The organism is Pseudomonas sp. 91RF (assembly GCF_003576265.1).
Classification (GTDB): domain Bacteria; phylum Pseudomonadota; class Gammaproteobacteria; order Pseudomonadales; family Pseudomonadaceae; genus Aquipseudomonas; species Aquipseudomonas kribbensis.
Genome location: NZ_QWFC01000047.1, coordinates 47419 through 72053, shown reverse-complemented (window position 1 = coordinate 72053; position 24635 = coordinate 47419). Strand labels below are relative to the sequence as shown.

Annotated in this window: 23 protein-coding genes; 5 read left to right on the top strand and 18 right to left on the bottom strand. The window is 62.4% G+C overall.

The features are described from left to right. Positions 1 to 9 precede the first annotated feature (9 nt). The 18 genes from urtD to cbiE form a co-directional block, all read right to left on the bottom strand. A complete protein-coding gene (gene urtD / locus DXT77_RS23655) occupies positions 10 to 879 on the bottom strand; it encodes an urea ABC transporter ATP-binding protein UrtD (protein ID WP_085711202.1) in 870 nt (289 codons plus the stop codon). Then, positions 876 to 1955 carry an urea ABC transporter permease subunit UrtC gene (urtC, locus tag DXT77_RS23650; RefSeq protein WP_119429411.1) on the bottom strand — a complete coding sequence of 360 codons (1080 nt, stop codon included), beginning with the start codon at positions 1953 to 1955 and terminating at the stop codon, positions 876 to 878. The genes urtD and urtC overlap by 4 nt, the downstream gene beginning before the upstream one ends. Next, the gene (urtB, locus tag DXT77_RS23645) at positions 1955 to 3457 is read right to left on the bottom strand and encodes an urea ABC transporter permease subunit UrtB (RefSeq protein WP_119429410.1); all 1503 of its coding nucleotides are present in this window, start codon (positions 3455 to 3457) and stop codon (positions 1955 to 1957) included. Before urtB ends, urtC begins: the two co-directional genes overlap by 1 nt. 164 nt (positions 3458 to 3621) lie before the next feature. After that, on the bottom strand, positions 3622 to 4887 hold the full coding sequence (urtA, locus tag DXT77_RS23640; RefSeq protein ID WP_119429409.1) for an urea ABC transporter substrate-binding protein: 1266 nt from the start codon (positions 4885 to 4887) through the stop codon (positions 3622 to 3624). Between the two features lie 224 nt (positions 4888 to 5111). After that, positions 5112 to 5411, bottom strand: a complete 300-nt coding sequence (locus DXT77_RS23635; protein WP_119429408.1) for a hypothetical protein — start codon at positions 5409 to 5411, stop codon at positions 5112 to 5114. A gap of 45 nt (positions 5412 to 5456) precedes the next feature. Next, positions 5457 to 6467, bottom strand: a complete 1011-nt coding sequence (locus tag DXT77_RS23630) for an iron ABC transporter permease (RefSeq protein ID WP_119429407.1) — start codon at positions 6465 to 6467, stop codon at positions 5457 to 5459. Further along, the gene (locus DXT77_RS23625) at positions 6464 to 7411 is read right to left on the bottom strand and encodes an ABC transporter substrate-binding protein (RefSeq protein WP_119429406.1); all 948 of its coding nucleotides are present in this window, start codon (positions 7409 to 7411) and stop codon (positions 6464 to 6466) included. Before DXT77_RS23625 ends, DXT77_RS23630 begins: the two co-directional genes overlap by 4 nt. Then, complete coding sequence (locus DXT77_RS23620) at positions 7408 to 8196, bottom strand: ABC transporter ATP-binding protein (protein ID WP_119429405.1); 789 nt, start codon at positions 8194 to 8196, stop codon at positions 7408 to 7410. The genes DXT77_RS23625 and DXT77_RS23620 overlap by 4 nt, the downstream gene beginning before the upstream one ends. 117 nt (positions 8197 to 8313) lie before the next feature. Next, complete coding sequence (locus DXT77_RS23615) at positions 8314 to 10440, bottom strand: TonB-dependent siderophore receptor (RefSeq protein WP_119429404.1); 2127 nt, start codon at positions 10438 to 10440, stop codon at positions 8314 to 8316. A gap of 160 nt (positions 10441 to 10600) precedes the next feature. Beyond that, positions 10601 to 11980, bottom strand: coding sequence for a PepSY domain-containing protein (locus DXT77_RS23610; protein ID WP_119429403.1), 1380 nt, complete (start codon positions 11978 to 11980; stop codon positions 10601 to 10603). 128 nt (positions 11981 to 12108) lie between these two features. Beyond that, positions 12109 to 14229: a TonB-dependent copper receptor gene (locus tag DXT77_RS23605; protein ID WP_119429402.1), complete on the bottom strand. Its 2121-nt coding sequence runs from the start codon at positions 14227 to 14229 to the stop codon at positions 12109 to 12111. Positions 14230 to 14313: 84 nt separating this feature from the next. Beyond that, positions 14314 to 14760: a DUF2946 domain-containing protein gene (locus tag DXT77_RS23600; protein ID WP_119429401.1), complete on the bottom strand. Its 447-nt coding sequence runs from the start codon at positions 14758 to 14760 to the stop codon at positions 14314 to 14316. 21 nt (positions 14761 to 14781) lie between these two features. Continuing rightward, on the bottom strand, positions 14782 to 15261 hold the full coding sequence (locus tag DXT77_RS23595; protein ID WP_119429400.1) for a copper chaperone PCu(A)C: 480 nt from the start codon (positions 15259 to 15261) through the stop codon (positions 14782 to 14784). Between the two features lie 48 nt (positions 15262 to 15309). After that, positions 15310 to 15711, bottom strand: a complete 402-nt coding sequence (locus tag DXT77_RS23590; protein ID WP_119429399.1) for a DUF2946 domain-containing protein — start codon at positions 15709 to 15711, stop codon at positions 15310 to 15312. A gap of 47 nt (positions 15712 to 15758) precedes the next feature. Continuing rightward, the gene (locus tag DXT77_RS23585; RefSeq protein WP_039772019.1) at positions 15759 to 16070 is read right to left on the bottom strand and encodes a hypothetical protein; all 312 of its coding nucleotides are present in this window, start codon (positions 16068 to 16070) and stop codon (positions 15759 to 15761) included. Positions 16071 to 16198: 128 nt separating this feature from the next. Beyond that, complete coding sequence (locus DXT77_RS23580; protein ID WP_119429398.1) at positions 16199 to 16927, bottom strand: cobalt-precorrin-6A reductase; 729 nt, start codon at positions 16925 to 16927, stop codon at positions 16199 to 16201. Then, positions 16924 to 18021 (bottom strand): cobalt-precorrin-5B (C(1))-methyltransferase, encoded by a 1098-nt coding sequence (locus DXT77_RS23575; protein WP_119429397.1) that lies wholly within the window; start codon positions 18019 to 18021, stop codon positions 16924 to 16926. Before DXT77_RS23575 ends, DXT77_RS23580 begins: the two co-directional genes overlap by 4 nt. Beyond that, positions 18014 to 19225, bottom strand: coding sequence for a precorrin-6y C5,15-methyltransferase (decarboxylating) subunit CbiE (gene cbiE, locus DXT77_RS23570; RefSeq protein WP_119429396.1), 1212 nt, complete (start codon positions 19223 to 19225; stop codon positions 18014 to 18016). The genes DXT77_RS23575 and cbiE overlap by 8 nt, the downstream gene beginning before the upstream one ends. 226 nt (positions 19226 to 19451) lie before the next feature. Between cbiE and DXT77_RS23565 the strand changes: the two genes are divergently transcribed. The 5 genes from DXT77_RS23565 (at position 19452) to cobJ (ending at position 24604) form a co-directional block, all read left to right on the top strand. After that, entirely contained in the window at positions 19452 to 20099 is a 648-nt protein-coding gene (locus tag DXT77_RS23565; RefSeq protein WP_256663023.1) for a hypothetical protein, read from the top strand. A gap of 138 nt (positions 20100 to 20237) precedes the next feature. Further along, the gene (gene cobG / locus DXT77_RS23560; RefSeq protein WP_119429394.1) at positions 20238 to 21551 is read left to right on the top strand and encodes a precorrin-3B synthase; all 1314 of its coding nucleotides are present in this window, start codon (positions 20238 to 20240) and stop codon (positions 21549 to 21551) included. Next, positions 21544 to 22170: a precorrin-8X methylmutase gene (locus tag DXT77_RS23555; protein ID WP_085609238.1), complete on the top strand. Its 627-nt coding sequence runs from the start codon at positions 21544 to 21546 to the stop codon at positions 22168 to 22170. Before cobG ends, DXT77_RS23555 begins: the two co-directional genes overlap by 8 nt. Further along, positions 22167 to 22901, top strand: a complete 735-nt coding sequence (locus DXT77_RS23550; RefSeq protein WP_372238685.1) for a precorrin-2 C(20)-methyltransferase — start codon at positions 22167 to 22169, stop codon at positions 22899 to 22901. The genes DXT77_RS23555 and DXT77_RS23550 overlap by 4 nt, the downstream gene beginning before the upstream one ends. After that, entirely contained in the window at positions 22901 to 24604 is a 1704-nt protein-coding gene (gene cobJ, locus DXT77_RS23545; protein WP_119429393.1) for a precorrin-3B C(17)-methyltransferase, read from the top strand. The genes DXT77_RS23550 and cobJ overlap by 1 nt, the downstream gene beginning before the upstream one ends. Positions 24605 to 24635: the final 31 nt, after the last annotated feature.

Here is a 24635-nt window from a genome sequence, read left to right as displayed (position 1 = left end):
ATTGACAGGCTAACGGCCGAGGTAAACCTCGATCACGCGCTCGTTGTCCTGCACCTGTTCCAGCGAGCCTTCGGCCAGCACGCTGCCCTGGTGCAACACGGTGACGTGGTCGGCAATCGAGCCGACGAAGCCCATGTCGTGTTCCACCACCATCAGCGAATGCTTGCCGGCGAGCGACTTGAACAGCTCGGCGGTGAACTCGGTTTCGGCGTCGGTCATGCCCGCCACCGGTTCATCGAGCAGCAGCAGTTGCGGGTCCTGCATCAGCAACATGCCGATTTCCAGAAACTGTTTCTGCCCGTGGGACAGCAGCCCCGCCGGGCGATTGACCGAGGTGGTCAGGCGAATGGTGTCGAGCACTTCGCTGATCCGGTCTTTTTGCTCGCCGCTCAACTTCGCCCGCAGACTGGCCCACACCGACTTGTCGGTTTTCTGCGCCAGCTCCAGGTTCTCGAACACGCTCAGCGCTTCGAACACCGTCGGTTTCTGGAACTTGCGACCGATGCCGGCCTGGGCGATCTGCACTTCGCTCATCTGCGTCAGGTCGAGGGTTTCGCCGAACCACGCCTTGCCGTGGCTCGGGCGGGTCTTGCCGGTGATCACGTCCATCAGCGTGGTCTTGCCCGCGCCGTTGGGGCCGATGATGCAGCGCAGTTCACCGACGCCGATGTACAGGTTCAGAGCGTTCAGCGCGCGGAAACCGTCGAAGCTGACGCTGATGTCCTCCAGGGTCAGGATCGTGCCGTGACGGGTGTCGAGGCCCGGACCGACGCGTTGTCCGAGGCCGATCGAGTCGCGGCTGGTGCCCTCGTCCTTGTTGGGCTCCACCGGGAAGAAGGCCGGTTCCAGCATGAATTCAGCGCTCGCCGTGACTCTCATGATTCACCTCGTTTCTTCAGCAGACCGATCACGCCTTTGGGCAGGTACAACGTCACGACGATGAACAGCGCCCCGAGGAAGAACAGCCAGTATTCGGGGAAGGCCACGGTGAACCAGCTCTTCATGCCGTTGACCACGCCGGCGCCGAGCAGCGGACCGATCAGGGTGCCGCGCCCGCCAAGGGCTACCCAGACGGCGGCTTCGATCGAGTTGGTCGGCGACATTTCGCTCGGGTTGATGATCCCCACTTGCGGCACATAGAGCGCACCGGCCAGACCACACAACACCGCGCTCAACACCCAGACGAACAACTTGAAACCGCGCGGATCGTAGCCGCAGAACATCAAACGGTTTTCCGCATCGCGCAGCGCGGTCAGCACCCGGCCGAACTTGCTGCGGGCCAGGCGCCAGCCGATGAACAGGCTCGCCACCAGCAACAGCACCGTCGCCAGAAACAGCACCGCGCGAGTGCCGGGTTCGGTGATGCCGAAACCGAGAATCGTGCGGAAATTGGTGAAGCCGTTGTTGCCGCCGAAGCCGGTCTCGTTGCGGAAAAACAGCAGCATCCCGGCGAAGGTCAGGGCCTGGGTCATGATCGAGAAATACACACCCTTGATCCGTGAACGGAAGGCGAAGAAACCGAACACCAGCGCCAGCAGCCCCGGCGCCAGCACCACCAGGCACATGGCCCAGAGGAAGTTGCCGGTGCCGCTCCAGTACCACGGCAACTCGGTCCACGACAGGAAGGTCATGAACGCCGGCAAGCCATCACCGGCGGCCTGACGCATCAGGTACATGCCCATCGCATAACCACCGAGGGCGAAGAACAGACCGTGGCCCAGCGACAAAAGACCTGCGTAACCCCAGACCAGATCCAGCGCCAGGGCGACGATGGCGTAGCAGAGAATCTTGCCGACCAGCGTCAGAGTATAGGCCGAGACGTGCAGCGCACTGTCCGAAGGCAACAGCGACAGCAGCGGCAGGGCGATCAGTAGCGCGAGAACGACAGCACCGACAGCGAGGGTGACTTTGGGGCCGGCCTTTTGCGTGGCCGTAAGCATCAATGGCTGGTTCATCAATCGATCACCCGTCCTTTCAGTGCGAAGAGGCCTTGCGGACGTTTCTGGATGAACAGAATGATCAGCGCGAGGATCAGGATCTTGCCGAGCACCGCACCGATCTGCGGTTCGAGAATCTTGTTGGCGATGCCCAGGCCGAAGGCGGCGAACACGCTGCCGGCCAGTTGCCCGACGCCGCCGAGCACCACCACCAGGAACGAGTCGATGATGTAGCTCTGGCCGAGGTCCGGGCCGACGTTGCCGATCTGGCTCAGGGCCACGCCACCGAGTCCGGCGATGCCCGAGCCGAGGCCGAAGGCGAGCATGTCGACACGCCCGGTGGGCACGCCGCAGCAGGCGGCCATGTTGCGGTTCTGGGTGACGGCGCGCACGTTCAGACCGAGGCGAGTCTTGTTCAGCAGCAGCCAGGTCAGCACCACTACGAACAACGCAAACGCGATGATCACGATGCGGTTGTAGGGCAGCACCAGATTCGGCAGCACCTGAATCCCGCCGGACAGCCAGGCCGGATTCGCCACTTCAACGTTCTGCGCGCCGAACACCAGACGCACCAGCTGAATCAGCATCAGGCTGATGCCCCAGGTGGCGAGCAGGGTTTCCAGCGGCCGGCCGTAGAGGTGACGAATCACCGTGCGCTCCAGGGCCATACCGATGGCGGCGGTGACGAAGAACGCCACCGGCAGTGCAATCAACGGATAGAACTCGATGGCCTGCGGTGCGTAGCGCTGGAACATCAACTGCACCACATAAGTAGAGTAGGCACCGAGCATCAGCATCTCGCCGTGGGCCATGTTGATTACACCCAGCAAGCCGAAGGTGATCGCCAGGCCCAGTGCCGCGAGCAGCAGAATCGAACCGAGGGACATGCCGCTGAAGGCCTGACCGAGCAGTTCGCCGATCAGCAGTTTGCGTTTGACCTGGGCGAGGCTGGTTTCGGCGGCGGTGCGCACATTGGCATCGGTTTCGACGCCGGGTTCGAGCAGGCCTTCGAGGCGAGTGCGGGCCAGCGGGTCGCCGGTTTCACCGAGCAGACGCACGGCCGCCAGACGCACCGCCGGGTCCGCGTCGACCAGTTGCAGGTTGGCCAGCGCCAGGCTCAGGGCGGCATGGACGTTTTCATCTTTTTCGCCAGCCAGTTGCCGGTCGAGGAATTTCAGCTGCGCCGGTTTGGCGCTTTTCTGCAATTGCCGGGCGGCGGTCAGACGGGTTTTGGCGTCGGCGGCGAGCAATTGGTGGCTGGCCAGAGCGGTGTCGATCAGACCCCGCAGGCGGTTGTTCAGGCGCAGGGTCTTGGGTTGGCCGTCGACAGTCAGTTCGCCTTGTTGCAGGGCGTTGATCAGTTCGACACGGGCCGGGTCGGGCTGCGCGGCCCAGGCTTCCAGCAGTCTGGCCTGTTGCGTGGGGTTGGCGGCGACGAAGTCTTCGGCATCCCCGGCGTGGGCGGCCATCGGCAGCAGCAGTGCGATGGCCAGGATCAAGCGATAAAGGGCAGTGGGCATAGAGAGGCGCCTTGCTCGGACTATTGTGGGAGCGAGCCTGCTCGCGATAGCGGTGGTTCAGTCACAGTGATGTTGAATGTGCTGCCGTCATCGCGAGCAGGTCGAACCGTCGCTCCCACAGGGATTTGTACCCGCCTCAAGTATCGAGGCGGGCATCCAATGGCTCAGTTGCTCTTCACCGCATACTCCGGCTTCTTGTCGTTACCCGGAATGAACGGGCTCCACGGCTGCGCACGAATCGGCCCTTCGGTCTGCCACACCACGTTGAACTGACCGTCGGCCTGGATCTCGCCGATCATCACCGGTTTGTGCAGGTGGTGATTGGTCTTGTCCATGGTCAGGGTGTAGCCGGACGGCGCAGCGAAGGTCTGGCCACCGAGGGCTTCGCGGACCTTGTCGACGTCGGTGGACTTGGCTTTCTCCGCCGCCTGCGCCCACATGTGGATACCGACGTAAGTGGCTTCCATCGGGTCGTTGGTCACGGCTTTGTCGGCGCCCGGCAGGTTGTGTTTCTTCGCGTAGGCTTTCCAGTCATCGACGAACTTCTTGTTCACCGGATTCTCCACCGACTCGAAGTAGTTCCACGCCGCGAGGTTGCCCACCAGCGGTTTGGTGTCGATGCCGCGCAGTTCTTCTTCGCCCACCGAGAACGCCACCACCGGTACGTCGGTGGCCTTCAGGCCCTGGTTGGCCAGCTCTTTGTAGAACGGCACGTTGGAGTCGCCGTTGACGGTGGAGATCACAGCGGTCTTGCCGCCGGCCGAGAATTTTTTGATGTTGGCGACGATGGTTTGATAGTCGCTATGACCGAACGGGGTGTAGACCTCTTCGATGTCCTTGTCCGCTACGCCTTTTGAGTGCAGGAACGAACGCAGGATCTTGTTGGTGGTGCGCGGGTACACGTAGTCGGTGCCGAGCAGGAAATAGCGCTTGGCGCTGCCGCCTTCTTCGCTCATCAGATATTCAACCGCCGGGATCGCTTGCTGGTTCGGCGCGGCGCCGGTGTAGAACACGTTCGGCGACATTTCTTCGCCTTCATATTGCACCGGGTAGAACAGCAGACCGTTGAGTTCTTCGAACACAGGCAGCACCGATTTGCGCGACACGGAGGTCCAGCAACCGAACACCACCGCCACCTTGTCCTGAGTCAGCAACTGCCGGCCCTTTTCTGCGAACAGTGGCCAGTTCGACGCCGGGTCGACCACCACCGGTTCGAGCATCTTGCCGTTCACCCCGCCCTTGGCGTTGATCTCGTCGATGGTCATCAACGCCATGTCCTTGAGCGACGTTTCGGAGATCGCCATGGTGCCGGACAATGAATGCAGAATCCCGACCTTGATGGTATCGGCGGCCTGTACGGTCCAGGTCATGCCCATCGCGGCAATGGATGCCGTGAGTGTGAAAGCCTTGATCAAACTGCGACGCTTCATTGTGCGATCTCCACGAACGTTAAAGTTTTTTATGGTTGGCAGATGCGAACGACTGAAGGCTGTTTTGCAAGGGCTGTGCCCGGTCGGGATCGGGCAGCAAAAGGTCGGTTTAGAGCGGTTGCGCGCAGAGACAGCGCACCAGGAGGGGACAGGCGGCAGGGTATGGTGCAGGGAAGTGCTTCATAGTGGTGCTGCCGCGAGGCGGCAGCGGTGTCGGGTGGAACTCAGTTCACACCGGGGAACGAATCGACGTACTTGATGGTGAAATCAGGGAAGGAATCAACGATCTGGATTTTGTAGTCGGGAAAGCTGTCGACGGTTTTCCATTTGCCGGCCGAATCCGGGAACGAGTCGACTTTCTTCACTTTGAGGTCGGGAAACGAGTCCACGACCTTCACCTTGTAATCGGGGAAGCTGTCGACGAATTTGATCTTGCCGTAGATCTTCGAGACATCGACGGTCGTATCGGCCAGCACCGAGCTGGATCCCACAAACAGCAACGCGACAACAGCTGCTTTCAACATGACGCTCATCCTGAGAAAAAATCGGGCGCGCAGTTTAAGGCAGGCTCAGCGGCGGCGCATCAGCCCGATGAAGAAGAGGCCGCCGAGGGCCGCGGTGGCGACGCCGATGGGCAGGTCTTCGGGAGCGATCAGCGTGCGTGCGGCGACATCGACCCACACCAGAAACACACTGCCGAGCAACACGCACACCGGCAGCAGGCGTCGATGTTCTGCCCCGATCAGGCGCCGGGCGATGTGCGGCACCATCAGCCCGACAAAACCGATGGAACCACTGATCGATACCAGCACCCCGGTCATCAGCGAGGCGATCACGAACACTCGCAGCCGCACCGCCCGCGCATTCAGGCCGAGGGTGACGGCAGTCTGTTCGCCGGCCATCAATGCGTTCAGCGGACGGGCCATGCCGATCAGCAGAATCAGCCCGAGCAGGACGCTGAGCGCCGGCACCGCGAGCAATTCCCAGCGCGCCAGACCGAGGCCGCCGAGCATCCAGAACATAACCGCCGAGCTCGCCCGGTGATCGCCCATGAACAGCAGCAGGTTGGCGACCGCCATCATCACGAACGACACCGCCACGCCGCACAACAGCAGACGATCACTGTCCAGCCGACCCTGTCGGTTGGCGATGCCCAGCACCAGAAACATGCTCAACAGCGCGCCGATGAATGCGGCAATCGGCAAGGTCAGCAGACCGACAATTTCACCGACGTGCAGCACCACGATCACTGCGCCGAGGGTGGCGCCGGAGGTGACACCGAGCAGATGAGGATCGGCCAGCGGGTTGCGCGTCACCGCTTGCAGCACCGCGCCGATCAATGCCAGCCCGGCGCCGACCAATGCACCGAGCAACATGCGCGGCACGCGGATCAGCCAGACGATGTGTTCCTGGCCGGCGCTCCAGTCCGGCACGCCGAGGCCGAACAACTTGTGCAGCAGAATCCGCCACACCACGTCCACCGGCACCCGCGCCGGTCCGAAGCCCAGCGACACCACGCACGACACCAGCAGTACCGCGCCGAGGGCGATCAGCAGCCAGGCGTAACGACGATTGATCATTCTCCGTGGAAACCTTTGGCCAGGGTTTCAACGGCCAGCACGTTGTCGATCCCTGGCGTGGCCTGCACGTAAGGGATGACGATGAAGCGCTGGTTCTTGATCGCATCCACCGATTGCAGCGCCTTGTTCTTCAGAAGGAATTCAATCTTCTGTTCGGCGGTGATTTCGCTGTAGTCGACGATCACGATCACCTGCGGATTGCGCTCGACCACGGTTTCCCAGTTGACCCGGGTCCAGCTCGCTTCGACGTCATCGAGAACGTTGCGCCCGCCAGCGGCGTCGATCAGCGCCTGCGGCATGCCGAGGCGGCCGGAAGTCATGGCGCGGTCCTCGCCGCTGTCGTACAGGAACACTCGCGGTTTTTCGGCGGGCAGGTCTTTGCGGATTTCCGCGACCTGGCTTTGCATGTCGGCGATCAGCGCGTTGGCGCGGTCCTGCACGTCGAAGATCTTTCCGAGGTTGCGCAGGTCGTTGTAGGTGTCTTCCAGCGTGGCGGCCGGGCGCTTCATCACGAAGGCGCAGGATTCGGTCAGCTCATAAACGTTGATGCCCAGCGGTTGCAGGGTTTGTGGCGTGAGGTCACCACCGACGCGCATGCCATAGTCCCAGCCGGCGAAGAAGAAATCGACGTTGGCGTTGAGCAACGTTTCCACTGACGGGTACTTGGCTGCCAGCTCCGGCAAACCGTCGAGCAGGCTCTGCATTTCCGGTGTCACCGACTTCCAGCCACTGACGCCGCTGTAGCCGGCCATCTTCGACTTGAGGCCGAGGGCGAGCATCATCTGGGTCATGTTGATGTCGTGGCTGACCGCATGTTTCGGCGCTTCCTTGAAAGTCACTTCGCGGTTGCAGCTGTGGATCGTCAGCGGGTACTTCGTGGCCTCGGCGAAGGCATGGGTGGTGCCCAGCAGCAGAGCAAGGCAAAGCAGGGAGCGCACAGTCATGGTCGGGTTATCCAGGTGATTCGCGGGTAGCCGTGGAGGGGGTGTGGATCGATCAATGCTTCGACGCCGAACACGTCGCGCAGCAATTCAACAGTGAGCACTTCTTGCGGTGTGCCGCTGGCGACGATGCGACCGTGGTTGATCACATACAACCGGTCGCAGAACGCGGCGGCCAGGTTCAGGTCGTGGATGCTCGCCAGGGTGCCGATCTGCAAACACTTGACCAATTGCAGCAGTTCCAGCTGATAACGCGGGTCGAGGTGGTTGGTCGGCTCGTCGAGGATCAGCAGTTGCGGTTGCTGGGTCAGGGCGCGGGCGAGGATGACACGCTGTTTTTCACCGCCGGACAGCGTGGCGAACGCGTGATCTTCGAAGCCGTCGAGGCCCACGGATTTCAGTGCCTGAGTGGCGAGCTGGCGGTCTTCCAGCGTGTCGCCATCGAACAGGCCTTTGTGCGGTGTGCGGCCCATGGCGACCACTTCTTCGACGGTCAGGCCGAAGGCGTCGGGGAATTCCTGCAGCACCACGGCGATGCGTTGCGCGCACCAGCGTGAGGATTGTTTCCAGACGTTGTGGTGCCCGAGTCTGACCTCACCGTGCTCCGGCTGACTGAAGCGATAGGCGCAGCGCAACAGGCTGGTCTTGCCGCTGCCGTTGGGCCCGATCAGCCCGACGAACTCACCGGCGGCCACTTGCAACGAAGCGTCACGCAGCTGGAACTGGTGATGGCAGTGGTTGTGGCCCAAGGGGGACCACGCGAGGTTCGTCAGGGACAGTGAAGTCATGCATTTCTCTTGAGAGCTTCGGTGCATCTTATGGCCTCATCGCGAGCAGGCTCGCTCCCACAAATGAACCCATTCCAAATGTGGGAGCGAGCCTGCTCGCGATAGGGACAACACGATTTAAAACTGGTAATCAGCCGTGACAAAGAACGAACGAGGCTCACCCAGAATCCACTGCTGGCCCTCATTGTATTGGCTTTGCGCATAGGTCCGGTCAAACAGATTGTTCACCTGCAAGCCCAGCGTGGTGTTGCGCAGGGCTTTCCACGACAGCGTCGCATCGACCACGGTGTAGCTCGGCAGCTCGTTGTGGTTGGCCATGTCGGCATAACGTGCATCGACATAACGCACACCGGCACCGGCCTTCAGGTCATCGGTCAGCGCTTTGCTCAGCCACAGGTTGGCGGTGCGGCGTGGCACGTCCACCGGACGATTGCCGTTGCGCGACACCGGCACGCCGCCGACCACCTCTTCGAAATCGTCGTACTTGGCTTTGACGATGGCGGCGTTGGCTTGCAGTTGCCAGGCGTTCGGTAGTTGCAGATCGAGGCTGGCTTCCAGGCCGTTCGACGATTGCTGGCCGACCTGTTGCTTGAGCGTCGGGTTGCCCGGATCGTCGGTCAGCAGCTTCTTCTTCACGATGCGATACGCCGCCAGGGTGAACTCGCCGCGCTGATCCCAGAACAGCTGCTTCAGGCCGATCTCGGTCTGCCGCGCGGTGGACAGGTCATATTGCTGCTGGCTCGGGCTCAGGGAAATCAGCCCGCCGATGCCATCGGTGCTGGTGGCGACCTGGCCGTAGAACGAGGTGTCCTGGGTCAGCGCGAACACCAGGCCGGCCTTCCAGTTGTTGCCGGTCAGGGTCTTGTCGCTCTGGCTGTCGTCGACCAGATTGGTGCGATCCACGTGCACGTAGTCGCGTCGTACACCGGTCACCAGCGACCAGCGCTCGCTCAGTTGCGTGCGGTTTTCGGCGAACACCGACATCTGCTTTGTGGTGCTGTCGAATTGATCGCGGTACGGGTTCGCGCTCTCGAAATAGCCAGGTTGCGGGTGATACAGATCCAGCGGCTGGCCGTTCGGCAACACGTCATTGAACGGCGAGTTGCTGTCGAGCTGGAAGCGGATGCGGTTGTAATCAACGCCGGTCACGGTCTGGCTGTCGAGGCCGAACAGCGAATGCTTGAAAGTGAAGGTCTGGCGATCGCCGACCTGTTCCTGTTTATGGCCGATGCCGAAGTAGCCGCTGCGGCTGAGTTGCTGGCTGCCGGTGTCGAAGTTGTAGTTCTCGGCGTTCTGCCAGCGGCGCTGGGCCTTGAGGTAGTACAGCTCGTTGCTGGCGCTGACCGCATCGTTGAGCTGCCAGTCCGTGGTCAGGCGCGTCCATTGATCGTTGTAGTGCTGCTTGTCGTCGCGCACGTTGTAGTTCTTGTTGCGCAGGCTGTCCTTCAACTGGCCGTTGATCAGCGGCGTGCCGAAGTAGTTCTGCGGGCGCTGATCGCCGTAATCGTGGGCGAGGGTGAAGGCCAGATCATCGGTGGCCTGCCAGCGCAGGGCGACGCTGATGAAGTCGCTGGACGAGTCGCCACGATCGATCCAACCGTTGCTGCGCAGGCGATTGAGGTTGAGGCGATAGCTCAGGGTGTCGGTCAGCGAACCGCCGCTGTCGAACGCCTGCTGCTGGAGGTCGAACGAGCCGTAGCCGACGCGCACGTGGTTTTCGATTTCGCCTTCGAACGGCTTCTTCGGGATCACGTTGACCACCGCGCCGGTCGCGCCTTCGCCGTACAGTACCGAGGCCGGGCCGCGCAGCACGTCGACGCGCTCCACCGACCAGGTGTCGACCGGGAACGTCACGGTGCCCATGCCGGTGTACATGCGGTTGCCGTCATACAACTGCATCACCGAACTCTGTCCGGTAAATCCCCGGGCCTGCAACGAAGTGCCGCCATCGCCCGGCGTGCCGGTGCGGCTGATGCCGGTGCTGCGCGACACCGCGTCCTGCACGCTGCGATCACCACGGGCGCGGACCTGCTCGCCGCTCAGACTTTCGACGCTGGCCGGGGTTTCCATGGCCGTGAGGTTCAGGCGCGAGCCGGCGCTGGTCGGCGTGGTCAGGCTGACGTTCTGGTCGTCATTGGCGAGCGCGGTAATGGTGCCGGTGGGCAACGTCAGCGGCGCGCTGTCGGCATGGGCGCTGTTGTTCAGGGCGAACAGGCAGAGGCTGGACAAGAGGAACTTGTTCATCGGGCGGTGAATCACTTCTTCAAATGAAAAGCCCGCAGGCTCATGACAATGCATGACTGCGGGCAGAGCAGCAATTAGCGTTATACAGTAACACTAAAAATTGCCGGAGTTTAAGCCCCGGCAGTTTAAAGATCTGTCTAGGTCGCGCATCTCGCCTGTTTCATGATGAAGTTGAGGCAGATTCAGTTTGCCGGCCCAGACGCGACAGCAGCAGTCGGTCCAGCAACCACACCACCACCAGCGAAGCGCCTACCAGCGGAAACACCACCGCCAGCACCAGCATGATCGCCACCCCGGTTTTCCATTTCGGCAGATCGTGGCGCAGCGGCGGTACGCCGAACTTGCCCTGTGGCCGGCGCTTCCACCAGATCACCACGCCGCTGACGGCGCTGAGCAGGATCATCAGGCAGATCAGCAGCACGATGATCTGGTTGAAGGTGCCGAACATCTTGCCTTCGTGGAGCATCACGCCGATTTCCGTGGCCCGGGCCACGGCACCGTAGTGCTCGAATCGCACATCGGCCAACACCTTGCCGGTGTACTGGTCGACGTGCAGGGTTGCATCGTTGCGCGGGTCGTCGGCGAACACCGCGATGGTGAACACGCCGGTGGCGGTGGTCGGCATCGTGATGCTGTAGCCGGGCTCGACCTTGCGGTCGACGGCGATGTTCTGCACGTCCTGCAGGCTGATGATCGGTGCGGCGGGGCCGTGTTGCATGCCGCCGTGGGCCATGTGTTCGGCGTGGTCGCCGGACATCGGCATCGGCGTATTTTCCATGGCCCACGGTACGGTCTGGCGGGCGGCGTTGTTGAGGCTGCCAGCCTCGACGTCGGAGGTCGGTACGTTGTTCCACATTGCCGCCGGGAACACGTTCCACACCTGGGCGTATTGCTTGCCCCAGAAGCCGGTCCAGGTCATGCCGCTGAGCAGCATCACCAGCAGCAATGCGGCGCCCCAGAAACCGGTGACGGCATGCAGGTCACGCCACAGAACGCGACCGCGACTGTTCAGCCGTGGCCACAGAATCCCCGCGGCCTGACCGCGCGGCCACCACAGGAAAACCCCGGACACCACCAGCACCACGCCCCAGCCGGCGGCGAGTTCGATCAGTCGGTCACCGACGGTGCCGATCATCAGTTCGCCGTGGATGGCCCGGGCGAGCGCCTGCAGGTTCTGCTTGGCATCCTGCTCGCCGAGGATGTCGCCGTGGTACGGATCGACGAACACGTTCAGCTCATGGCCGGCATTTTTCACCACGAATTGCGCGCTGCGTTCGGCGTTCGCGGGTGGCAGGTACTGGGTGACCTGGCCTTGTGGATAAGCGCTTTTGACCTTTTGCAGCAGGTCATCGGCCGGTACGGTGTGATGCCCGGCCGGGACGTTCAGCAGGCTGCTGTACATCAGCGAATCGAGCTGCGGTTTGAACAGGTAAATGATGCCGGTCAGGGCCAGCATCACCATGAAAGGCGCGACGAACAATCCGGCATAGAAATGCCAACGCCAGGCCAGGTTGTAGAAATTCGGTTTGGGCTGTTTCATCACGAGTGCTCCGCTTGGCTTGGATCTTCTAGTTGTCTGTTGCGGTTGCTGCGCAACCTATCGCTAGCAGGGCTAGCTCCCACAGGTACAACTCGATCCATGTGGGAGCCAGCCTGCTGGCGATGCTTTTAGAAACTCATGTCCACCTTGGTCCAGAGCGTGCGCCCCGGCTCATTGATGGCTTGCGGGTCGTTGGCCGGATAGCCGAAACCGGCGTTGCCCGCCAGGTTCAGGTGTTCGGCGTAAGCCTTGCCGAACAGGTTGTCGACGCCGGTACTGACCTTCCAGTTCTTATTGATCCGGTAGGCACCGTTGAGCGAGAACACGCCGAAGCCCGAACTCTTGTCGTAATCCTTGCCGACCACGTTGCCCTTGTTCTGGTCGATACGGTTTTGCGCGGCAACCACCCTCCACAGTGCTCCGGCGCTCCAGTTGTCTTCGCTGTAGGTGAGGCCGAAACGTGCATCCAGCGGCGGCATCTGCGGCAGGGCCTTGCCGTCGCTGCTGTTCTTGCCCCAGGCGTAGGCCAGGGTCGCATCGGCTTTCCAGTTGTCGGTGAGCTTGTAGGCTGCACCGAGTTCACCGCCCATGATCCGCGCGTCGATGTTCTCGGCGCGGGAGGTGCTCATGCCCATCATCGTCGGGGTGTAGTCGAACAGGATGTAGTCGCGCACCACGCCGATGTAGCCCGAGGCCCAGGCTTCGAGGTCGGCGTCCTTGTAGTTCACGCCGAAGTCGAGCTGGGTGGTCTTTTCCGGTTTGATCGAATCGAACGCGTTGACCGAACCTGCCGGGCCGGACTTGGGCGAAAACAGCTCCCAGTAATCCGGGAACCGTTGCGCGTGGCCGAGGCCGGCGTAGAGCGTGGTCGGGGTGTCGGCCAGGTCATGCTCGTAACGCACGAAACCGCTCGGCAGGGTGTCGGCGCGGGTATCGCCGGCGGTCGGATTCGGCCGGGACATCATTCCCGAACCGGTGGTCTGCCGGAAATCCCTGGCCGAGGCGCGGTCGACCCGGGCTCCGGTGATCAGCCGGTCGCGGTCGGCGGCGTACCAGGTCATTTCGCTGAACACGCCGTAGTTATGGAAGTCGGCGTCCTTGGTGTACGGCTGATCCTTGTAGGTATCGATGCCCATGCCGCTGCGCTGACGGTGTTCGTTGGTCTGCGCATCGAGGCCGGTGATCAGCTGGATATCGGCCCAGCGCCAGGTAGCCTTGATCCGCGCGCCGAGGGTGCGGCGGTCGACGTTGGACGCCATGGGACCTGCCATCATCCCGGTGCCGGACGGCGTGCGCAGGGTGTAGTTGTCCATCACGTGGTCGGCGTAGTTGTAGTAGACCTGCGCTTCGAGCTTCTCCAGCACGTCGGTAATGTTGGATTTCTCGAAACGCAGGCCGAGGCTTTCGCGCAGGAACTGTGAGCCGTCCATGCCGCGTCCGGCGTAGCGTGCTTCGCCGTCGCCCTTGCCGGCGGTGAGTTCGATCAAGGTGTCGGCGTCCGGGGTCCAGCCCAGCGCCACGTCGCCGTTCCACTTGTCGTAGCGTGAGGCAACGGTGTCGTTGTTGCCGTCGCGGTAGTCGTCGGAATGTGCGGTGTTGCCGATCACCCGCACGTAACCCAATGGTCCACCGACAGCGGCATCGACGACTTTGTCGAAGCGCCCGTTGGAACCCGCCAGCACGCTGGCATTCACCCGTGTGCCGAGTTCGCCGAAGCTTTCCGGCTCGCGGTCGAAGAGGATCGTGCCGGCGGATGCGCCCGGTCCGTAGAGCACGGTTTGCGGTCCTTTGATCACGGTGAGTTTGTCGTAGGTCTCGGGCGAGATGTACGAAGTCGGCGCGTCCATCCGGCCGGGGCAGGCGCCGAGCATCATGCTGCCGTTGGTGAGGATGTTCAGGCGCGAACCGAACATCCCGCGCAGCACCGGATCGCCGTTGGTGCCGCCGTTGCGCACCAGGGCGAAACCGGGAATGGTCTTCAGATAGTCGCCACCGTCGCTGGCCGGCACCGGTTGGCGCGGGTCTTTCGGGTTGGTGACGATGGTCAGCGGCGAGCTCGGGGCGATGGCGGTGATCACCGTCGGGCTCAGTTCTTCAGTGTGGCCGGCATGTTCATCTGCGTGGACCAGCGGGGACAGCAGGACGCCGCAAAGGACGGCGGTAGCGTGCCTGAAACGGATGCGCGATTCGTTCAGGGCGAAGGACGCCGGGGCAGAACCCGAGCGTGGGACAGCAGAAAACCTGGACATGACAATTTCCATCAAACAGTCGTAAACGACACGGCCGGCAGCCTGAAGCTGTCTTCTCAACCGTGTGCAATCAGAAGTGGGTGTTTACGCTGCGACGGGCGGGGCGCGGCTGCGGGCGCCAGGGAAGAAGGTCTGCCGGGCATGGCCCAGATGTGGGGAGGATGGGGTGAAGGTGTTGACGTGGGGAATGCTGAACGTGGCGAAACTGCTGCCGCCGGTCAGTGCCGGGCAGTTGAACAGCAGGCTGCAATAACCGCATTTTTCCCACAGCACATGGTGCGAGGATTGCGGCGGACAGTGCTCGGCCAAGGGTTTCGCGTCATGGGCGGAATGATCCATGCCTGGCATGGCCATCGACATGTCCATGCTCATTTGCATGGATGTCGAGGCGTGCTGATCCATCGGCATCGACTGAGAAATCAGCGGGCCGATGAAGATCATCAACATGGCGAACAGGGCGATCCAGCTGCCGCGTGTCAGGCGTTCGGTCTGACGGCGTTGCATGGATGCCCTGGCGCTGCGCGAGCGCACGGGCGGAGTCTGCCGGAACGGTTATTGGGCGTGCGAGTGTTCCGGCATGTCCTGCGGTGGTTTCTTCTGCACGGCGACTTCGACCGTTACGTTACCGGCCTTTTCGAAATGCATCGTCAGCGGGAAGCGCTTGCCGTCGACCAACAGGCTGCGGTCGGTCGGATTCATCAGCATCACGTGATAGGCCATCGGCGCGAAGGTCACGTTTCCACCGGCCGGGATGGCCACGTTCGGCACCTGTTGCATCTTCATCAGATCGCCCTGCATCACGTGTTCGTGCAGTTCCGCTGTCGGGGCGATGGGCGAATCGACACTGAGCAGGCGGTCAGCGGTTTTGCCACCGTTGTGAATGATGAAATACGCGGCAACGGTCGGTGCATTCGGCGGCAGTTCCTGCGACCACGGGTGGGCGATTTCCAGCTCGCCGACCTTGTATTCGTGGGCATGGGCGAAGCACGCAGGCAGCAACAGCGCAGCGATGACGATGAATTTGTTCAACATGGCAGTTCTCCAGAACGATTTGAAACGCAGGTCAAATGCGGGAACAAATCAAACCAGAGGAGAGGCGCGGGGATTGAGGCTCGGCCATTGCTGGCGCGGTGTCGGGGTCTGCAGCAGGGCGGGCGCCACACTGCGATTGCTTTCGTATCGGGCGAAATACAGCTGCGGCGAATGCCCCGGCAACGCCACCACCGGCGCCGATCCGGAACAGCACCAGCAATGCTGCATGGTCGAATGATTGTCACCGCTCTGCGGCGCTTTCTGATCGAGGCCGCCGATGTCGATCGCCACCATCTTCGTCCCGCTGCCAGTGCAGAAACTGCTCCACAGCAACTGCTCGGCCGGCGTCTGCGCCGCCTGCGCCATCGCTCCCGTCAACGGCATGGCGAGCATGTTGAACAGCACTGCAAAGCAGGCGATCCAGGCAAATGCGAGCCGGTGTCGGTTCATGGGACAGGTCCGTAGGGTGGGCGATCAGGCGCGGCTATTTAGCCTGATCAGGGCCGATAAGTAAAAAAGCGTCGTGCGGTTTGGTGTCGCAGCGCTACATGCAATTGTGCGAGTAGCATGCTTGCCAGTTCCGTCTCGCCGTTATGAAAGAGTGTAGCGGCTTCGATTCGCAATGCCTGTGCGAAATCCGGATCAGATTGAATTCTCAATCGGATGGTCTGCTTATAGTCTCGGAGCGCCACGCGGTTGAATCGTCCATCGCCTGAGTCCAGTTCCGAACATGCCTTGACGTAGTGCACCAGTTCAGCAGGCGTGTGGAGAAAGTCCTTGATGTCGAAGCGGGTGAATTTTCCGGTCATTGGAACGTGCTCACAAATTCGATGAAACGCTAAACGTAAGCCTGGGCCGCTCGTGCAGATAGTCAGCGATTCTTTAAGTTCTTGTGGGCAGTGTCCTAGCACTCAGTAGGACTTGAGCTTTTTGTTTTTCACGGTCGGACTCCGGCCACGAGGGCAGCGATGGCTTCAGCAACCGTCGAAAACTCCCGATCAACCTCCGCCAACACCGGTCGCCTCAAAACAATCACCGGCACCCCAAGTTCCCGCGCCACTTCCAGCTTCGGCTCGGTCGCGGTGTTGCCGCTGTTCTTGCTGATCAGCACGTCGATCTGCCTCCGTTCGAACAGTGTCCGCTCATCCTCCAGCAGAAACGGCCCTCGGGCGCCGATGACTTCGCAGCGTTCGTTGCCGGGGTAGAGGTCGAGGGCGCGCAGGGTCCAGAACTGGTGCGCGGGGATTTCGTCGAGATGTTGCAGCGGTTCGCGGCCAAGGGTGAACAGTGGGCGGTGAAAGGGTTCGAGGGCGGTGATCAGTTCCGTCCAGTCGGCGACTTCGCGCCAGTCATCACCAGGCTGTGGTTGCCATGCCGGGCGGCGCAGGGCCCAGCAGGGGATGCCGGTGAGTTGCGCGGCTGTGGCGGCGTTGTGGCTGATTTGTGCGGCATACGGATGGGTCGCGTCGAGCAGCAGATCGATGCCTTCATCGCGAATGAACTGCGCCAGCCCCTCGGCACCGCCATAACCGCCGACGCGCACCTGACACGTTAGATCGGTCGGCACCCGGCCGACGCCGGCCAGGCTGTAAATGTGTTCCGGCCCCAACGTGCGCGCGATGGCCAACGCTTCAGTCACGCCGCCCAGCAACAGAATCCGTTTCATGCAAAAGCCCCCGCATGGCCGACGATGCCACCCTGACGATCAATCGCAAACACCTCGACCTGCACCTGCGCCGGCACCACGCTGCGGGCGAATTCCAGGGCATGACGGCAAACTTCATTACCCAGGGCAACACCCGCCGCACTGGCCATCGCCAGTGCCTGCTGACTGGTGTTCGCCCCACGAATGGCTTGCTGCAAGGCGTCGTCGGCGCCGATCGCCGCCGCCCATTCGGCCAGTTGCGGCAGGTCGATGCTCGAATGGCGCGAGTGCAAATCCATATGCCCGGCCGCCAGTTTGCTGATCTTGCCGAAGCCGCCGCAAAGGCTGAGCTTTTCCACAGGCACTTTGCGCAGGTGTTTGAGCACGGCGCCGACAAAGTCGCCCATTTCGATCAGGGCGATTTCCGGCAGGTTGTAGACCCGGCGCATGGTGTCCTCGCTGGCGTTGCCGGTGCAGGCGGCGATGTGCAGGTAGCCGTTGGTTTTCGCCACGTCGATGCCTTGATGGATCGAGGCGATGTACGCCGCGCAGGAAAACGGCCGGACGATGCCGCTGGTGCCGAGGATCGACAGGCCACCGAGAATGCCCAGGCGCGGGTTCATGGTTTTCAGTGCCAGGGCTTCGCCGCCCTCGACGTTGACCGTTACTTCGAAGCCGCCGCGATAGCCGGTTTCTTCGGCGAGCAGGGTCAGGTGATCGCTGATCATCTTGCGTGGTACCGGGTTGATCGCGGGTTCGCCGACGGCCAGCACCAGCCCCGGGCGGGTGACGGTGCCGACGCCTTTGCCGGCAATGAAACGGATTCCCGGCTCGTCGATCAGCTGCACGCTGGAGTAGAGCAGGGCGCCGTGCGTCACGTCCGGATCATCGCCCGCATCTTTGATCGTCCCGGCTTCAGCGCCGTCATCAGTCAGTCGACAGAACTCCAGGCGCATCTGCACCTGTTTGCCCTTGGGCAACACGATCTGTACGGCGTCCGCTACCACTGCGCCGAGCAGCAGACGAGCAGCGGCGAGGCTGGTGGCCGTAGCGCAACTACCGGTGGTCAGGCCGCTGCGCAGGGGCGCAGGTTGTTCGGCGGTTTCGTCACGCATCGAGGGGTTTGACCAGATCGAGCAGGGTGATCGGCAGCGCCTGGCGCCAGGTGTCGAACTCGCCCAGCGGCTGCGCCTGAGCAATGTGGATGCGGGTCAGTTCGCCGCCGTGGCGTTCGCGCCAGCTCATCAAGGTCATTTCGCTTTGCAGGGTCACGGCGTTGGCGACCAGTCGGCCACCGGGTTTGAGTTGTTCCCAGCAGGTTTCCAGCACGCCTTCGCGGGTCACGCCGCCGCCGATGAAAATCGCGTCCGGACGTTCCAGCCCGGCGAGGGCCTGCGGGGCACTGCCGCGAATCAGTTGCAGGCCTGGAACACCCAGCGCATCGCGGTTGTGTTCGATCAATTGCTGCCGGCCGTCGTCGGCCTCGATGGCGAGGGCACGGCAACTCGGGTGAGCGCGCATCCATTCGATGCCGATCGAGCCGCTGCCGGCACCGACGTCCCACAGCAATTCGCCCGGTGTCGGGGCGAGGCGGGCGAGGGTGATGGCGCGCACGTCGCGTTTGGTCAGTTGCCCGTCGTGCCGGAAGGCCGAGTCCGGCAGGCCGGCGAGTCGGGAAAGGCGTGGTGTATCTGGATCGCCCAGACATTCGATGGCGATCACGTTGAGGTCGGCAATGAGCGGATCGTTCCAGTCGTTGGCGGTGCCATTGATCCGGCGCTCGGCGCTGCCGCCCAGGTGTTCCAGAACACTCAGGCGACTGGCGCCGAACCCGCGCTCACGCAGCAATGCCGTAACTGCCGCCGGGCTTTGACCGTCATTGCTCAGCAGCAACAGGCGCACGCCGCTAAACAGTTGCGCGTTGAGGGCCGCAAGCGGGCGAGCCACCAGCGAAAGCACGCTGACATCCTGCAGCGGCCAGCCCAGTCGGGCTGCTGCCAGCGAGCACGAAGACGGCGCTGGCAGAACCAGCATCTCGGCGTCCGGAACCTGACGCGCCAGGCTCGCGCCGACGCCATAGAACATCGGATCACCGCTGGCCAGCACGCACACGGCTTCACCGCGACGCTCAAGAACCGGGGCCAGCGAAAACGGGCTCGGCCACAACTGGCGCTCGCCACGGATGCACACTGGCAACAGATCCAGCTGGCGTTGGCCACCGACAATCCGCGAGGCGTCCATCAGGGCGCGCCGGGCATTCTTGCCCAGGCCCTTGAAGCCGTCTTCACCGATTCCTACAACTGTCAGCCAGGGTGTCATGCCGTTCCTTATCCGAATGTTCACGCTCTACACGGACGGCATGATACCGCGGCTTCAATAAGCTGACGCGGTTCGATTGTCGCAAGCCTCTTTCGGGATTTGGAAATTTAATGTTGTTGAATCGGTGTTTTATTAAAAATAAGTTTTGTTAGTGTGGTTGTAAATTGTTGTATTGCTAAATCAATCGATGGAGTAAGCGCGAATTGCGCATAAGGGAATGGAAGGTATGAAAGTATTAACAGATTCAAAACATCAGGCCACACTGTTCGGTAATATTCTGCTGACGGGAATAGAAGGGCTGCGTGCCGAGGATTACCAATTTGCATTGAGTTGTAACCTGTTGGCGCTGGAGCAGGCAGACAAAATTTATAACAGCGATACCAAGCCGGGACGCTGGATTGACTATTACGCCGATGTTTTGTGGTCGCACGGCTGGAATCGTGATCAGCCTGGTGTTGAATACGTCAAGTCGAACTTTTCGGGAAGTGTTCAACAGGCCTGGTCGAACCTGGCAAACGGTATTCTCCCCGCAGAGCAAGTTGCAGGTGTCGAAGCCGGGCTCGTCAGTCTGGAAAAACAAGTCGACCTGTTGCAAAAAATCAAAGGTGTCAGTGACAAGGTCTTCGATCTCAAAATAGTGCCCGTCAGCTACAACGTTAACGGCGAAATGGAAATGGTCATTACCCATGTCCGATTCATCAAGTCGAGTCTTAATTCCCAGTATCTGTTCTGGAACATTTCACAATCCATGACCCAGCTGGACATCCGGGCGCGACGAGTCGTCATCAGCCCGCGAGTCATTGAAGCGCGCCGGCCCAGTGTTGAAGCCGCACTCAGAAAGCAATCCACAAAAATCGAGCAATATCCGATCTGAACGGTTCTGGCCCGCTGCGGCCCGAACTTCAGTAATCCAATTGCTGATTCCGACCGGGAGGCTTTTCATGATCTCGGGCAAAGCAGGCATAATGGCGACCTTTCGCCCGCCCCGTGCGTCCAGCCAACCGGTCACACCTTGAACGAACAGCCGAATTCATCCGTCTTGCGCCCCTCGGCTTGTCCGGGGTTGTTGCGTATTGTCCAGGCACTGGATGGCGGGATCTGTCGGATCAAGCTTGATGGCGGGACGATTACCGCTGATCAGGCCGACGCAGTGGCGGATGCGGCCGATCGATATGCCGGGGGCGTGATCGAGGCGACTAACCGCGCCAATCTGCAGATTCGTGGAATCGGTGAGCATTCCGCAGCGCTGATTGAAAGCCTGCTGGCCGCCGGTCTGGGGCCGCGCAGCACTGCCGGCGACGATGTGCGCAACCTGATGCTCAGCCCGGCTGCCGGTATCGATCAGCAGATGCGTTTCGATGCCCGCCCATTGGCCGGTCAGATCCTCGAAACCCTGCAAAGCCATCCGCGCTTCCACGAGCTGAGCGCCAAATTCGCCGTGCAACTGGATGGCGGCGAGGCGCTGGCGATGCTCGAACATCCCCACGATCTGTGGCTGTCGGCATTCGATGATTGCGGCGACACGCTGCTGGCGTTCGGCCTGGCGGGTTGTCCGACGGACCGACCGCTGGCTGCCGTGGCGCTTGCGGACGGACATGCGCTGGTGGTGGCGGTGCTGGAACTGTTCCTCGAACTGGCCCGGCCGGAGCAGACGCGAATGCGCCATCTGCTGGATGAATGCCCGGCGCCGGTGTTCCTGGAAAAACTCGGTCAGCGGATCAATCTGAAAGCCGCCGCTGACTGGCAGCGCGAAGCCGGACCAGAAGGTTTGCATCTCGGCATCCATTCCCAGCAATCGCCCGGTCAGGTGTATGTCGGTGCCGCACCGGCGCTCGGTCGTCTCGATCCCGACATGCTGCGTGGCGCTGCGCAACTGACCAGAACCTTTGGCGACGGCAGCCTGCGATTCACCCCATGGCAGAGCCTGTTGCTGCCCAATGTACGGGAAGCGGATGCGGTTCGATTGCTCGATGCTCTGGGCAAGCTGAACCTGCTGACCCAGACCGAAGATCCGCTGTCACACCTGATCGCCTGCACCGGCTCCAATGGCTGCGGTAAAGGCCTGGCCGATACCAAATACGATGCCCGCCTTCTGGCTACGCTGTTGCCACACGCCGTGGATGTGCACCTGTCCGGCTGCTCGCGTTCCTGCGCCGCCGCACACCGGGCTGCAGTGACTTTGCTGGCGGTCGCTCCCGGTCACTACGATCTCTATTTCCGCGATGCAGCACAGCCCGGTTTCGGCGCGCTGCACGCTCACAACCTTACTATCGAAGCGGCCGCGACCCTGCTCGCCGCCCGCTCACGGAGCCCCCTTGATGCTTGATTACATCCGCGACGGTCAGGAGATCTATCGCAACTCCTTCGCGATCATTCGCAGCGAGGCCAACCTGGCTCGCATCCCGGCCGACCTGGAAAAACTCGCCGTGCGGGTGATCCACGCCTGCGGCATGGTCGAGGCCATCGACGGGCTGCAATTCTCCGAGGGCGCCGGCAAGGCCGGGCGCGATGCGCTGGCCGCCGGCGCGCCGATTCTGTGCGATGCGCGGATGGTTTCCGAGGGCGTGACCCGTGCGCGCCTGCCGGCCAACAACGAAGTGATCTGCACCCTGCGCGATGACAGCGTGCCGGAGCTGGCGCGCGAGCTGGGCAACACTCGCTCGGCAGCGGCACTGGAACTGTGGCGTCCGCATCTGGAAGGCAGCGTGGTGGTGATCGGCAACGCGCCGACTGCGCTGTTCTATCTGCTGGAAATGCTCGACGCCGGCGCCCCGAAACCGGCGCTGATCCTCGGCTTCCCGGTGGGCTTCGTCGGCGCTGCCGAATCCAAGGCCGAGCTGGCCGCCAACAGCCGTGGCGTGCCGTTCGTGATCATGCAGGGCCGCCTCGGCGGCAGTGCCATGGCCGCCGCTGCGGTCAATGCCCTCGCCACGGAGATCGAATGATGCAGGCCAAAGGACGTTTGATCGGCCTGGGCGTCGGCCCCGGTGATCCGGAACTGATTACCGTCAAGGCCCTGCGCCTGCTGCGCGAATCCCCGGTGGTGGCCTACTTCGTGGCCAAGGGCAAGAAGGGCAACGCGTTCGGCATCATCGAAGCACACCTGCAGGACGCACAGAATCTGCTGCCACTGGTGTACCCGGTGACCACCGAAGTGCTGCCGGCGCCGCTGTCCTACGAGCAGGTGATCAGCGATTTCTACGATGACGCGGCAGAGGAAGTGGCCGCGCATCTGGATGCCGGTCGCGACGTGGCGGTGATCTGCGAAGGTGATCCGTTCTTCTACGGCTCCTACATGTACCTGCACGATCGCCTCGCCAGCCGTTACGAAGCCGAAGTGGTGCCGGGCGTCTGCTCGATGCTCGGCGGCGCGTCGGTACTGGGCGCGCCGCTGGTGTATCGAAATCAGAGCCTGTCGGTGCTGTCCGGCGTGCTGCCTCATGACGAGCTCAAGCGCCGTCTGGCCGATGCCGACGCGGCGGTGATCATGAAGCTGGGGCGCAACTTCCCGAAAGTGCGCGACGTGTTGGCAGAGCTGGGCCTGGCCGAGCGTGCGCTGTACGTCGAGCGCGCGACCATGGCCAACCAGAAGATCGTGCCGCTGGATGAGGTCGAGCCGATGTCGTCGCCGTACTTCTCGCTGATCATTGTTCCCGGCGAACGGTGGCAAGGCTGATGACCCATTCCACACCGGCCATCGTCATTCTCGGCCAGGGCGCGCTGGCCACGGCCCGTCGCCTTCAGCAGGTCTATCCGGCCGCGCAGATTCACGGACTAGAAGGGCGCGTCGAAGGCGCTGATCTGACGTACAGCGAGTTCGGCGCGACCCTGCGCGATCTGTATCAACAGGACACGCCGATCATTGCCCTATGCGCAGCCGGCATTGTCATTCGCACCCTGGCGCCGCTGCTGCTGGAAAAAGGCGTTGAGCCGCCGGTACTCGCCGTGGCTGAAGACGGAAGCGCCGTGGTGCCGCTGCTCGGTGGCCTCGGCGGGGTGAATGTCATGGCCCGCGAGATCGCGTCTGCGCTTGAAGTCGCAGCGGCGATCACCACCAGCGGCGAGTTGCGTTTCGGCACTTGCCTGCTCAACCCGCCCGGCGGTTATGCCCTCGGCGATCTGGAGCAGGGCAAGCGCTTTGTCTCCGATCTGCTCGCGGGCCACAGCGTGCGCATCGACGGCGCTGCGCCGTGGCTTGAGCAGGCGCAATTGCCGGAAGATCCAAAGGCGCAGCGCTCGATTCATGTGGGCAGCGATGCCCGCGCGGCGAGCAACAGTGAGTTGCTGATTTATCCACGCAGTGTGGCGGTGTCGGTCGGTGTCGATGTAGCCGACCTGCCGGGCACCATTCGCGATGCGTTGCAGCAGGCCGGTGTGGCGATTCAATCGCTTGCCTGCCTGGTGGCGGCTGATGTTCAGATGGCCAGCCCGGCATTGCGTGAAGCAGCGCTTGAACTGGCTGTGCCGTTACGCTTTGCTGCGCCGGCGAGTGACATCGTTGAACTGGCCCGCGATGCAGTCCCCGGCGCTCGAATCATCACAACATCACACGACCTTGCCATCGCCGTAGCCGAACAGCCGTTGGATGTTTCGCAGGTCGGTCGTCCGCGCGGCCGCCTGGCCGTCATCGGTCTTGGCCCGGGCGCGGCCGAGTTGATGGTGCCAGCGGTGAAAGCCGAGCTGGCCCGTGCCACCGACGTGCTGGGTTACGAAACCTACGTGCGCATGGCCGGCCCGTTCCGCGACGATCAGGTGCAGCATTGCACCGACAACCGCGAAGAAATGCAGCGTGCCCGTCACGCTTTCAGGCTGGCCGCTCAGGGCCGTTCGGTGATTGTGGTTTCGTCGGGCGATCCGGGTGTATTCGCCATGGCGGCGGCAGTGCTCGAAGCGTTGCACGAGTCGACGGATCCGGCGTGGCACAGCGTCGATCTGGAAATCCTGCCGGGTGTTTCCGCCTCGCTCGCCACCGCCGCTCAGGCCGGTGCACCGCTGGGCCACGACTTCTGCGTGATGTCGCTGTCGGACAACCTCAAACCGTGGTCGATCATCGAGAAGCGTCTGGATCTCGCTGCCGAAGCGGATCTGGCGCTGGCGTTCTACAACCCGATCTCCCGTGCTCGTCCGTGGCAACTGGGGCGAGCGCTGGAAATCGTTGCGCAGCACCGTGCGCCGCAAACGCCGGTGGTGCTCGGCCGAGATATCGGTCGCCCCGGGCAGGCGCTGCGGGTGACGACACTCGGCGCATTGACGCCGGAACAGGTGGACATGCGCACCATGGTGCTGGTGGGATCCTCCACAACCTGCACTTTTCCACGGGCGACCGGTGGTGACTGGGTGTACACACCACGCTGGTATGGCGAGAAACCCAATACCTGAGACATAAAAAAGCGGCTCTTCGGAGCCGCTT